The organism is Variovorax sp. P5_A3 (assembly GCF_056400665.1).
Genome location: NZ_JBFUKW010000008.1, coordinates 34,987 through 47,708, shown reverse-complemented (window position 1 = coordinate 47,708; position 12,722 = coordinate 34,987). Strand labels below are relative to the sequence as shown.

General features: G+C 67.2%; 10 protein-coding genes. 1 reads left to right on the top strand and 9 read right to left on the bottom strand.

What is annotated here, in order from left to right:
- From AC1D3B_RS13805 to AC1D3B_RS13780, 6 genes are all read right to left on the bottom strand, one after another.
- Positions 1-438, bottom strand: a complete 438-nt coding sequence (locus AC1D3B_RS13805; RefSeq protein WP_478191235.1) for a cupin domain-containing protein — start codon at positions 436-438, stop codon at positions 1-3.
- An 88-nt stretch (positions 439-526) separates the two neighbouring features.
- Positions 527-2,248 carry a cation acetate symporter gene (locus AC1D3B_RS13800; protein ID WP_478191234.1) on the bottom strand — a complete coding sequence of 574 codons (1,722 nt, stop codon included), beginning with the start codon at positions 2,246-2,248 and terminating at the stop codon, positions 527-529.
- Positions 2,245-2,553: a DUF485 domain-containing protein gene (locus AC1D3B_RS13795; RefSeq protein WP_478191233.1), complete on the bottom strand. Its 309-nt coding sequence runs from the start codon at positions 2,551-2,553 to the stop codon at positions 2,245-2,247. Before AC1D3B_RS13795 ends, AC1D3B_RS13800 begins: the two co-directional genes overlap by 4 nt.
- A gap of 2 nt (positions 2,554-2,555) precedes the next feature.
- Positions 2,556-4,520 carry an acetate--CoA ligase gene (gene acs, locus AC1D3B_RS13790; RefSeq protein ID WP_478191232.1) on the bottom strand — a complete coding sequence of 655 codons (1,965 nt, stop codon included), beginning with the start codon at positions 4,518-4,520 and terminating at the stop codon, positions 2,556-2,558.
- A gap of 174 nt (positions 4,521-4,694) precedes the next feature.
- Positions 4,695-5,441: a response regulator transcription factor gene (locus AC1D3B_RS13785; RefSeq protein WP_478191231.1), complete on the bottom strand. Its 747-nt coding sequence runs from the start codon at positions 5,439-5,441 to the stop codon at positions 4,695-4,697.
- A complete protein-coding gene (locus tag AC1D3B_RS13780) occupies positions 5,438-7,408 on the bottom strand; it encodes a hybrid sensor histidine kinase/response regulator (protein ID WP_478191230.1) in 1,971 nt (656 codons plus the stop codon). Before AC1D3B_RS13780 ends, AC1D3B_RS13785 begins: the two co-directional genes overlap by 4 nt.
- 108 nt (positions 7,409-7,516) lie before the next feature.
- On the opposite strand from AC1D3B_RS13780, the gene AC1D3B_RS13775 reads away from it, so the two are divergent.
- Entirely contained in the window at positions 7,517-8,008 is a 492-nt protein-coding gene (locus AC1D3B_RS13775) for a cupin domain-containing protein (protein ID WP_478191229.1), read from the top strand.
- Here AC1D3B_RS13775 and AC1D3B_RS13770 read toward each other — a convergent pair.
- From AC1D3B_RS13770 to AC1D3B_RS13760, 3 genes are all read right to left on the bottom strand, one after another.
- The gene (locus tag AC1D3B_RS13770; protein WP_478191228.1) at positions 7,909-8,187 is read right to left on the bottom strand and encodes a cold shock domain-containing protein; all 279 of its coding nucleotides are present in this window, start codon (positions 8,185-8,187) and stop codon (positions 7,909-7,911) included. The genes AC1D3B_RS13775 and AC1D3B_RS13770 overlap by 100 nt on opposite strands.
- A gap of 84 nt (positions 8,188-8,271) precedes the next feature.
- Complete coding sequence (locus tag AC1D3B_RS13765; RefSeq protein ID WP_478191227.1) at positions 8,272-9,165, bottom strand: response regulator; 894 nt, start codon at positions 9,163-9,165, stop codon at positions 8,272-8,274.
- On the bottom strand, positions 9,149-12,550 hold the full coding sequence (locus AC1D3B_RS13760) for a hybrid sensor histidine kinase/response regulator (RefSeq protein WP_478191226.1): 3,402 nt from the start codon (positions 12,548-12,550) through the stop codon (positions 9,149-9,151). The genes AC1D3B_RS13765 and AC1D3B_RS13760 overlap by 17 nt, the downstream gene beginning before the upstream one ends.
- Between the last annotated feature and the right edge of the window lie 172 nt (positions 12,551-12,722).

Here is a 12,722-nt window from a genome sequence, read left to right as displayed (position 1 = left end):
CTACGTTCCGGCTGGCGCGGCCGGCACGAGGCCATAGCGAGTCATGACGGAGATCAGGGCCGCCTTGTCCGGTGGCCCTCCCGCTGGCTTCACGACCGCGGCCACATCTCGAAAGTACTGGGCACCGATATCCGGCGACTGCACGATGAGAGCCCGGGCTTCCGACCCGAAGGGATTCGAGAACTGGTGAACGCTCCCCTTCGGGCTGAACATGCTCTCTCCTGCAGCAAGGTCCCGGACTTCGGCGTCCACCGAATAACGCAGGGTTCCCTCCAGAACGTAGACGCATTCGTCGTTCTTCGTATGGCTGTGCGGGGGCGGCACGTTCGAGCTCGGCGGAACCGTGAGTTCGAACATGCCGACGCTGTCGGTGCGGGAGCCGTCCACCAGATAGCGAATGGACAGTTGGCCAACCTTGATGGCAGACGAATCGGTCATTTCAATCCCCGTTGTCGATGACGGAGCATCATGCCGCAAATGCCCCGCTCACAGCAGGCTTCGCAGCTTCAGGAAGGCCCCATCGACCTCAGTGTCCGGAAGCGCCCTCCGCGCCGATGCCGGTCTCCGAGCGCACCTGCTGCGCGAGGAAGCCGGCACGGTCCTTGGCCGCGCGCGGGCTCCGGTCGAGAATGGAGAAGAGCCAGATCCCGACGAAGCCGATGGTCATGGAGAACAGCGCGGGCGACTGGTAGGGGAACAACGCCGAGCCCGGGGGATGGCCCAGCGTCGCTTCCCACACGGCCGGCGACACCACGGTCAGCACCACCGACGAGATGAGCCCGAGAAAGCCGCCGATGACCGCACCGCGGGTGGTGCAGTCCTTCCACAGCACCGACATCAGCAGCACCGGGAAGTTGGCCGATGCGGCGATGGCGAAGGCCAGGCTCACCATGAACGCGATGTTCTGCTTCTCGAAGACGATCCCCAGGACGACCGCGACGATGCCCAGCGCCACGGTCGTGATGCGCGACACCTTCAACTCGGACACGCTGTCAGCCTTGCCCTTCTTGAGCACCGTGGCATAGATGTCGTGCGACACCGCCGATGCACCGGACAAGGTGAGCCCCGCCACCACGGCCAGGATGGTCGCGAAGGCCACCGCCGAGATGAAGCCGAGGAACACGTTGCCACCCACCGCTTTCGCGAGGTGCACCGCCGCCATGTTGCCGCCGCCGATCAGGCCGCCCTTGGCATCGAGGAACTGCGGATCGGTCAGCACGAAGGTGATCGCGCCGAATCCGATGATGAAGGTCAGTACGTAGAAGTAGCCGATCCACGTGGTTGCCCACAGCACGGACTTGCGCGCCTCCTTGGCGTTGGGCACGGTGAAGAAGCGCATCAGGATGTGCGGCAGGCCGGCGGTGCCAAACATCAGCGCCATGCCGAAGCTGATCGCCGAGATCGGGTCCTTGATGAAGCCGCCCGGGCCCATGATCGAGAAGCCCTCCGCCGCAGCGGCTGCCGGCGGCTTGCCCGCAGCGGTCGCGATGGCGGTCTTCACCTCGACGGCCTTCGCGAACATCGCCTCGGGGCTGAAACCGAAGTGCCACAGCACCATGAAGGCCATGAAGGTCGCACCGGCGAGCAGCAGGCAGGCCTTGATGATCTGCACCCAGGTGGTCGCGGTCATGCCGCCGAACAGCACGTAGACCATCATCAGCGCACCGACGATGACCACCGCGATCCAGTACTCCAGACCGAAGAGCAGCTTGATGAGCTGCCCCGCGCCCACCATCTGCGCGATCAGGTAGAAGGCCACGACGACCAGCGTGCCGGACGCCGCGAACACGCGCACCGGCGTCTGCTCGAAGCGGAAGGCCGCGACGTCGGCAAAGGTGAACTTGCCGAGGTTGCGCAGCCGCTCGGCCAGCAGGAAGGTCACCACCGGCCAGCCGACCAGGAAGCCGATCGAGTAGATCAACCCGTCGAAGCCGCCGACCATCACTGCGGCGGAGATGCCCAGGAACGAAGCGGCCGACATGTAGTCGCCCGCGATCGCCATGCCGTTCTGGAAGCCGGTGATGCCGCCGCCGGCGGTGTAGAAGTCGGCCGCACTCTTGGTCTTGGCCGCGGCCCACTTGGTGATGAAGAGCGTGCCGACGACGAAGGCGGCGAACATGCCGATTGCCGTCCAGTTGGTGGCTTGCTTCTCGAGTTGGCCGAGATCGCCGCCGGCAGCCTGTGCCGCGCCGCCCGCTGCCATCAGGACCAGAAGGCCCAGCGTCTTTGCAAGGTGTGAGCGGCTCATTTCAGGACCGCCTTGGCGATCTCTTCGGTCAGCCTGTCGTATTCGCCGTTGGCCCGGTGCACGTAGATGCCGGTGATGACGATGGTGAAGACGATGACTCCGAGCCCGATTGGCATGCCGATCGTCATGACGCCGCTGCCCATGCGGGTCGCGAGGAAGGGCTTGTCGAAAGCGACCAGCAGGATGAAGCCGTAGTAGACAACCATCATGGCCGCGGCCAGCCACCAGCCGAAGCGCGAACGCTTCGACTTGAGCGCCTGGTAGTTCGGGTCGCGCAGGATCCTCGATGTCAGATCGTTTTCCATGGTCAGTTCCTTTCCATGAGTTGCTCGAGGACGGCCGGGTTCTCCAGCGTCGAGATGTCCTGCGTGATGGCTTCGTCCTTGGCGATCGAGCGCAGCAGGCGGCGCATGATCTTGCCGCTGCGTGTCTTGGGCAGGTTGTCGCCGAAACGGATGTCCTTGGGCTTGGCGATGGGACCGATTTCCTTGCCCACCCAGTTGCGCAGTTCGTTCGCGAGCCTCTTGGCCTCGTCGCCGGTGGGGCGCACGCCTTTCAGCACGACGAAGGCGCAGACGGCTTCACCCGTCGTGTCGTCGGGCCGGCCCACCACCGCCGCCTCGGCGACCAGGTCGGTGCACGACACCAGTGCCGATTCGATCTCCATCGTTCCCATGCGATGGCCCGAGACATTGAGCACGTCGTCGATGCGGCCTGTGATGGTGAAGTAGCCCGTTTCCGCGTCGCGGATCGCGCCGTCACCCGCGAGGTAGTAGCCCTTGAGTTCGGGCGGGAAGTAGCTGCTCTTGAAGCGTTCCGGGTCGCCCCAGATGGTGCGGATCATGCTCGGCCAGGGCTTCTTCACCACGAGGATGCCGCCCTGCCCGTTCGGCACGTCGTTGCCGGTCTCGTCGACGATGGCCGCCGCGATGCCCGGGAACGGCAGCGTGCAGGAGCCGGGCACCAGCGGCGTGACGCCGGGCAGCGGCGTGATCATGTGGCCGCCGGTCTCGGTCTGCCAGAACGTATCGACGATCGGGCATCGGCCGCCGCCCACGTGCTTGTGATACCACTCCCAGGCGGCGGGATTGATCGGCTCGCCCACCGTACCCAGGATGCGCAGGCTGCCCAGGTCATAGCTCCTCGGATGCACCGCCTCGTTGGACTCGGCCGCCTTGATCAGCGAGCGGATGGCGGTCGGCGCCGTGTAGAACACCGTCACCTTGTGGTCCTGGATCATCTTCCAGAAGCGGCCCGCATCCGGGTACGTCGGCACGCCTTCGAAGACCACCTCGGTCGCGCCCAGCGCCAGCGGGCCGTAGGCGATGTACGTGTGGCCCGTGACCCAGCCGATGTCGGCGGTGCACCAGAACACGTCGTCGTCCTTCAGGTCGAAGGTCCACTTCGTGGTGAGCGCCGCGTGCAACAGATAGCCGCCCGTCGAGTGCTGCACGCCTTTCGGCTTGCCGGTCGAGCCCGACGTGTAGAGCAGGAACAGCGGGTGCTCCGCGCCCACCCATTCAGGCTCGCAGGTATCGCCCTGCCCTTGCGTTTCCTCGTGCATCCAGCGGTCGCGGGACGCATCCCAGGCGATGTTGCCGCCGGTGCGGCGATAGACGATCACGTCCTTCACCGATTCGCATCCGCCGAGTGAAATGGCCTCGTCGACGATGGCCTTGAGCGGCAGATGCTTGCCGCCGCGCGCCTGCTCGTCGGCGGTGATGACCATCACCGCGCCCGCCCCTTCGATCCGGTCGTGCAGGCTCTGCGCCGAGAAGCCGCCGAACACCACGGAGTGCGTGGCGCCGATGCGCGCGCAGGCCTGCATCGCGACCACACCCTCGACGCTCATCGACATGTAGATGACCACGCGGTCACCCTTCTTCACGCCACGGGCCTTCAGCGCATTGGCGAGGCGGCAGGTGCGCGTCAGCAGGTCGCTGTAAGTGACGCGGCTGACCTGGCCATCGTCGGCCTCGAAGATGATCGCGACCTTGTCGCCGAGGCCACGCTCCACCTGCCGATCGAGGCAGTTGTACGAGACGTTGAGGGTTCCGTCCTCGAACCACTTGAAGAAGGGCGCGCCACTTTCGTCGAGCGACTTCGTGAAAGGCTTCTTCCATGTCACGAACTCGCGGGCCAGGCGCGCCCAGTAGGCGCTGTGGTCGGCGTCGGCCTCGGCCACCAGTTTCTGGTAGGCGGGCATGCCGGATACGTACGCATCCTTCATGACGGCGTCGGGTACCGGGTAGATGATCGCTTCTTCGCTCACTGATATCTCCTTTGCGTGCAGCCAACTGCCCTACCCTGCGCGCGCCATGGGTTCGAGTCTGTGCGCTAGCACACCAAGAGAGCACTTCGCCGGGGTGGGGTCGGGACGATTCTTGACCGCGGCGTCGGGCCGCGGGGGCGCATGCAAACATTCGTCACATTGCATCGACGCGCGTCATTCCCAGGTGACGGAGGCGGCGAACATGTAGCCCGCGCCATAGACGGTCTTGATGATGACCGGGTCGTGAGGATCGGTCTCCAGCTTGCGGCGCAGGCGCGAGATGCGCACGTCGATGCTGCGGTCGGTCGGCAGCAGGTCCCTCGCGCCGATCAATTGCTCGCGCGTGAGGATCTGGTGCGGGCGCTCCACGAAACAGCGCAGCACCTGCGTCTCGGCCGTGCCGAGCAGGTGTTCCTCGCCATCGGGTGCGCGCAGGATGTGGGTCTCGCAATCGATGCGCCAGCCGAGGAACGAGGCAAAGCGGCGTGGCCGTCCGGCGGTCGCGCCCGCTGCGGCCAAGCGCCTGCGCAGGATGCTGCGCACGCGCGCCACCAGCTCCCGCGACTCAAAGGGCTTGGTCATGTAGTCGTCGCCGCCGAGCTCGAGTCCCCTCACGCGATCGGCCGTGTGGCCGCGACCGGTGAGGATCAGCACACCGGCGCTGCAGTGCGCCGTGATGCGGCGCATCAGGTCGATGCCGTCCATGTCCGGCAGGCCGAGGTCGACGATGCACAGGTCGGGCTTCTCGATCTGCATGCGGCGCAACGCGGACGCTCCGGTCTGGAAGCCTTCGGCGGTGAATCCGAATTCGTCCAATGCATCGAGAACGAGCTTCGCCACGGCCGGATCGTCTTCCACCAGAAAGATCAGGGAGCGCGGTGCGCTCTCGTCCGACGGGGGGCGATTTGCGTACGTGCTCATGATCGCGCCGCCTCGATCGCGCTCGCCAGTTGGGCGGCCGAGAAGGGCTTGGTCAGCCACGGCACGCCGGGCACCGAGCGCTCCCCGGTGGCATTGCCGCTCATCAGCACCACCGCCCGCGCCAGGTGGTCGTGCCGTGTCGTGGACGCGAGCTCGTATCCGTCGATGCCGCCGGGCATGGATACATCCGACACCAGCAATGCGATGTCGGATGCCTGCCTGAGCAAGGCCAGCGCCTCCACGCCGTCGCCGGCTTCGAGCACGGCGTAGCCCAGGTCGAGCAGGTCGCGACGGACGACATGGCGCACCTGCGGGTCGTCGTCCACGAGCAACGCGAGTCCGTTCTGGCCCGATGCCGCCGGCCGGGACGACGAGGTGGATTGACCTTCCCCGGCGCGCGCGGCCGCGGGCAACCACAGCGATATGGTCGTGCCACGCCCCGGTGCGCTCCGGACATCGATCGCGCCGCCCGACTGCTTGATGAAGCCGTAGACCATCGCCATGCCGAGGCCGGTGCCGCTGCCCGGCTGCTTGGTGGTGAAGAAGGGTTCGAACATGTGCGCCAGCGTGTGCCCGTCCATGCCGACGCCGTCGTCGTGTACATCGACGCGCACGCAATCACCGGGCGAAGTCTGCAGCGCCGTGGCTGCATCGGCGTCGAGCCAGGCTGCACACGCGCGCAACGTGATGCGGCCCTGAGACGGTATGGCATCGCGCGCATTGAGGATCATGTTGATGAGCGCCTGTTCGAACTGGCCGGCGTCGATCCAGGTTCTGAGGGGCTGCGGGGCGGCGCCTGTGACGTCGACCGTGAGTTGGACGCGCTCGGGCAGGGAGTGCCTGAGCAGGCTCTCGACCGCGTGCAGCACGGCCCTGACATCCACCGCGCCCGGCTGGAGCGGCTGCCGGCGCGCGAAGTGCATCAGTCCGTTCACCAGACCCGCTCCCCGGCGCGCCGCATCCAATGCCGGCTGGATGTACTCGGGCACGAGCGGATCGTCCGGCTGGGCCTTCTTCAAGGCGCCGAGATTGCCGATCACGACCGTCAGGATGTTGTTGAAGTCGTGCGCCAGGCCGCCGGTCAGGTGGCCCAGGGCCTCCAGCTTCTGGGCGCGCGCGATCAGTTCCTGGGACCGTCTTTGCTCGGTGATGTCGAAGGTGAGCTCGAAGCAGCCAGCGACCGTGCCGTCACCCGCACGCTCGGGAACCAGCGAGGTACGCACGGTCCGGCGCTCGCCGGTGTGAACGACCAGTTCGTACTCGAAGCTCACCGATTCGCCGGCCACCGCCCGCAACACGTGCGGCCTGACCACCCCATAGACCTCGTCACCCAGAAAGGCTCGCGCGCTGACGCCTTCGGGGCGCGACGTGTCGACACGAAACCAGTCGTGGTAGGCCCGGTTGAGATAGCCGTAGACGCGGCGTCGGTTGAAGTAGGCCACCAAGGCCGGGATCGAATCCATCACCAGTCGCACGCGCTGCTCGCTGCTCACCAGCTCGGCGGTGCGGGCGGCAACACGACTCTCCAGATCGGCGTTCTGTTCGCGGATCGTGCGCTCGGCGCTGCGCTGCGCGGTGACATCGGAATACAGCGTCACGAATCCGTGGCCGGGCAGAGGCTCTCCGTGGATGTGCAGCACGCGGCCGTCGGGGCGGGTTCGCTCGATGTCGTGCGGCTCGAAGGTGAGCGCTGCGGCCACGCGCTCGGCCACCAGCGCCTCCGGATCGCCCGGACCGTATTCACCGCGCCGCGCGTTGTAGCGTATGAAGGTCTCGAAGGGCGTGCCGAGGTGGGCCATGCCATCCGGGAAATCGAGCAGCCGCTCGTAGGCGCGGTTCCATGCCACCAGCCGCAGGTCGGCGTCGAAGATCGAGAGTCCCTGGTCGAGCAGGTCCAGCCCGGCCTGGAGGGTCTGGTACCGGCCCAGCGGGGCTGCTGCCAAGGCAGCAAAGGCGTTGTCTCTCAAGGTGTCTCCCGGCCTGACGTCGGTGATCTTCCGGATGCACTTTATAGCCCAGCCGCGCTGAAGCCGGTACGAAACTACACTGGAACTCCAATGCCTGCGGAGCAACCCATGTCACCCACGGCCCCGATCACGGACGCGAACCCTACGGTCGCGGAGATGGAAGCTCGCGTTGCACGATTCCGTTCGCTCAGCCCGACGAACGACTACCAGGACTCAGCCATCCCGGGCTGCGAGCGAACCACCTGGCGCGTCGTTGGAAACCCGCCCGGTGCGCCCCTTCCGGCAGAGGACTTTCATCTCAACATCGTGTGCTGCGATCCCGGCAAGTCGGCACCGCTTCACAACCACCTGACGCAGGAAGTCTTTGTCGCGCTCTCCGGACGGTGGGAGATCTTCTGGGGACCGGCCGGCGAGCGCAGCGTGGTGCTCGAGACCTGGGACACGATCGCGATACCGCCGGGCGTGTCCCGCGGCTTCAGGAACATTGCCGCCGAGCCCGCCTATCTGATCGGCATGGCCAGCGGCCGCGATCCGGGCAACATCAATTGGCCGCCGCAGGTTCGTGCCGCGGCCGAGGCGGCCGGCGTGCGTCTGCCATAGCGCTCGCCTCGGCCCAGTTCATAGGTGAGCGTCTCGCCCACCGTTGGACGCGATCCGTCCCTTGTAAACGCGCTGATGTGGACGAATAGCTCGCGGCCACCATTGCGCGGCGCAATGAAGCCGAACCCGCGGTCGTCGTTCCAGCGACTGAGTTTTCCAGAAGTGGATCGTGGAGGCACCCAACGGGTGGATCAAGAGCGTGCTGGCTTCCGGCAGTTCAGCCTCCGGGGAAATCCGTTGCTGCCGCCCCTCCGCGGGCCGCCTCAGGCTAGGAAGCCGCTCGCTAGCGCCGCTGCGGCCGCGCGCGTTTCCACGCCGAGCTTCTCGAAGATGTGCTCGAGGTGCTTGTTCACGGTGCGCGGGCTGGTGCCGAGAATGTCACCGATGTCGCGATTGGTCTTGCCCTTGGCCAGCCACGAAAGCACCTCGGTCTCCCGCGGCGTGAGCGCGGCTTCGGCGAGGCGCGCCGAGTGGCCGGGCTCGTCGCGCTGCACCGCCAACAGCAGCATGGTTTCACCGAGCGTCGCGGTGCCGAGGTTGCGCACCGTCAGCCGGATGCCTCCGTGGGTGGTGACCCGCACGTGGGCATCGGGCTGCAGTGCGTCGGCCAAGGCTCCCGGCAGCTGGCCCGGCAGCGTCGGCGTGCCGATATCCTGCAGCCACAGCGCGGCCTGGGGCGAGCGCCAAGCCAGGCGGCCGTGCGCATCGACGAACACGACGCCCATCCCAGCGACGTCGACCGCGTCGCGCGCCATGCGCGTGATGCGCGCGTTGCGAGTGTGGGTGTGCAACCGCGCGAGCACCTCCTGCGCGCGGATCGGCTTCACCACGTAGTCGACACCGCCGCTCGCGAAGCCCTCCACCACGTCCTGCGAATCCGACATGCCGGTCATGAACAGCACTGGGATGTGGGCCAGCGCCGGGTCGGCCTTGATGCGACGGCAGGTTTCGAAGCCCGACAGCCCAGGCATGATGCCGTCGAGCAGAATCGCATCGGGCACCACGAGTTCGAGGCGCTGCAGCGCCGATTCGCCGTCCGGCGCCACCAGCACGGTGTAGCCGCTGGCCTCGAGCGTGTCGCACAGCATGCCCAGGCTGCTGGGCGCGTCGTCGACCACCAGCACCACGGGGCGTTCGGTCTCAGGGTTGGGACGCATGGGCCTCCTCTGCAAGGGTTCGCTTGAAACTGTCGAGGTCGAAGCGGGCCACCAGCGCGCGCAGGTGCGTGCAGGTGGCGGCCAGCTCGGGATGATCGTTGGCCAGGCGGTCGAGCGCCTGCTGGAGGCCGCGCACGTGGCCGACCTGCACCAGCCGCATCAGCTCGAGCCTGGCCTCCTCGGGCAGGCTCGCGAGTTCGGGGGGAGCGAGCGCCGCGGCCCCCGATGCCGGCGCCGGTGCGTGCTGCAGCCATTCGAGGCCGAGGTTGCGCTCCAGCGTGGCAATCAGCTCCGATTCGATCACCGGCTTGCCGACGAAGGCCTGGCAGTCGCTGGCGCGCAGGCGCGCGGCCTGATTCTCGAACACGTTGGCAGAGACGATGATGATCGGCAGGGTGAAGCCGGCCGTGCGTACGCGGTCGGCTGTCTCCCAGCCGTCCATGTCGTCCATGCTGAGGTCGAGCAGAATCGCCGAGGGCACGTGGGCACGCAGGCTGTCCAGGCATTCGGTGCCGCTCGCGGCCTCGCGCACGTCGAAGCCCAGCGGCATCAGCATGCCGGCCAGCATCTGGCGCTGCACCGGCTGGTCGTCGACCACCAGTAGCGTGCGGCGCGGCCCGAAGTAGCCCGAGATCGCGCGCTGCGGCTCAGCCTGCGGCCCCGGGTCCGCCACTTCGCGCAGGTAGACCCGCACGCTGAAGGTGCTGCCAGCGGCCGAGGTGGCCGACAGCCGCAACTCGCCACCCATCAGCGAGGTCAAGAGCCCGGTGATCGTGAGGCCGAGCCCGGTGCCGGGCTCGCCGCCATGGCGGCGCCCCGCGGCGCCACGCTCGAAGGGCAGGAAGATGCGCTGCAGATCTTGCGCAGCCACGCCGATGCCGGTGTCGACGACGTCGAAGCGCAGCACCTGGTGGCGTGCATCGACGTGCAGCGTGACCGTGCCTGCGTCGGTGAACCGCACGGCGTTGCTCAGCAGGTTGATCAGGATCTGGCGCAGCCGCTTGGCATCCGCCTGGACCCAGGCCGGCAGCCGGCCGCTCTCGGTGTAGACGAAGGCCAGGCCCTTGGCCTCGGCCTGCGGGCGGACCATGCGGACCACCTCGTCGAGGAAAGTCGGCAGCGCGAGCGGCATCGGCTCCAACTGCAGCCGGCCGGCCTCTATGCGCGCGAGGTCGAGCAGCCCGTCGATCAGACCCAGCATGTGCTCGCCGCTCTTGTGGATGGTCTGCAGCGCGGCGCGCGGCGGCGGCGCCGCGCTGCCGTCCTTCTTGAGCAGGATCTGCGAGTAGCCCAGGATGCTGTTGAGCGGCGTACGCAGCTCGTGCGTCATGCCGGCCACGTAGCGGGTCTTGGCCTGATTGGCGGCCTCGGCCGCCTCCTTGGCGCTCTGCAGCGCGGCGTCGGTACGCTTGTGGGCCTCGATCTCGAGCGTGAGCAGGTGGTTGTGGCGGTTCGATTCCTCCTGCGCCATTTTGCGGCTCTCGCTGCCCAGCACGATCCACCAGGCGGAAACGGCCGCCACCATCGACAGCATGGCGAACACCTTGAGGAAGGGCGCCTGCAGGAAGATGCCGGCCGCGGTCGCGTTGAGCAGCCCTTCTTGCGCATAGACGATGCCCATGACGGTGGCCAGCATGGCGATCAGCGAGGTCGCGACCAGCAGGTAGTGCGCGACGCGGAAGTTCAGCCGCAGCGCCAGCGGCGGTGGCAGCAGCGCCTTGAGCCAAACCGCGATCTGCTCGGAGGCGCGCGAATCCTTCTTGCAGGCGTCGTGGCAGCGCGATTCGAGCGTGCAGCATAGCGAGCAAATCGGCGCGCCGTAGGCCGGGCAGTGCGCCATGTCCTCCGATTCGAAGCTGTTGTCGCAGACCGAGCAGCGCACCTGTTGCCCCGGCGCCCAGCGCTGCACGTCGCTGCGCGCGAGGTAGTAGCGCCCGCGCGTGCGCCAGGCCATCAGCGGCGACACGACCAGCGCGGTCAGCAGGGCGATGAAGGGCGAGAACGATTCGGCCCAGCGCCCGAGCACGCCTGCGTAGGCGACCATCGCGAGCGTCGCCGCGACCAGCATCGACACCAGCCCGACCGGGTTGATGTCGTAGAGGTGGGCGCGCTTGAACTCGATCGAGCGCGGGCTCCAGCCCAGCGGCTTGTTGATGACGAGGTCGGCCACCAGCGCGCCGACCCAGGCGATCGCGATGTTGCTGTACAAGCCCAGCACCTTCTCGAGCGCGGCGAAGACGCCCAGCGTCATCAGCAGGATCGCGATCATCACGTTGAACACCAGCCACACGACCCGCCCCGGATGGCTGTGCGTGAGGCGGGCGAAGAAGTTCGACCAGGCGAGCGAGCCCGCGTAGGCGTTGGTGAGGTTGATCTTCATCTGCGAGATCACCACGAACAGGGTCGTCACGCCGAGCACCCAGGCCGGGTTGTCGAACACGTAGGCGAAGCCCGCGAGGTACATGCGCGTAGGCTCGACGGCGTGCTCGGGCTTGATCTCGTGCTGCAGCGCGAGGAAGGCCAGGAAGGCGCCGCCGAGCATCTTGAGCATGCCCGGCACGATCCAGCCGGGCCCGGCGACCAGCACCGCAGTCCACCAGCGCACGCGACTGGCCTGGGTCTTCTCCGGCAGGAAGCGCAGGTAGTCGACCTGCTCGCCGATCTGCACCACGAGCGAGAAAGCCACGGTGGCGGCGGCGCCGAACATCAGCGGGTCGAAGCCGTTGCTGCCCGAGATGCGGCCCACCAGGCCCGTGAAGTCCGCGAAGGCCTGGGGGTTCTTGACCAGCACCGCGATGAAGGGCATCACGAACAGCAGCAGCCAGATCGGCTGGGTCCAGAGCTGCAGCGCCGAGATCATCGTGATGCCGCGCATCACGAGCGGGATGATCACCACCGACGACACCAGGTAGCAGGCCCACAGCGGCCAGTCGAAGAACATCTGCAGCGCCAGGGCGAGGATTGCCGCCTCGAGCGCGAAGAAGATGAAGGTGAAGCTGGCGTAGATCAGCGAGGTGAGCGTCGAGCCCAGGTAGCCGAAGCCGGCGCCGCGCGTGAGCAGGTCCATGTCGACGCCGTAGCGCGCCGCGTAATAGCAGATCGGCAGTCCGGTCAGGAAGGTGACGATGCCGACCACCAGGATCGCCCAGAGCGCGTTCTCGAAGCCGTAGCTCAGCGCGATCGCGCCGCCGATCGCCTCCAGCGCGAGGAAGGAGGTCGCGCCGAAGGCCGCGTTGCCGACCCGGAACTCGCTCCACTTGCGGAAGCTGCGCGGCGTGTAGCGCAGCGCGTAGTCCTCCAGCGTCTCGTCGGCGACCCAGGCGTTGTAGTCGCGCCGGATGCGGAAGATCTTCTGGCCTGTCACAGGCGAGCGGGCGGGCGGCATGTTCCGTTCTTTCAGGAAAGGGGTTTGCCGGTGACTCTGCAAGAAGCGCTCCTTGTTCCGTCAGCCGCTGGGGAGGACGGCTGGCCAGTGTCGCCGGGCGTGCCCCGAGCGCGGCTACGTTGATTGACGTATTCGGATGCACGCACTCCGTTCCTAGAGTGCAGTCCATGGT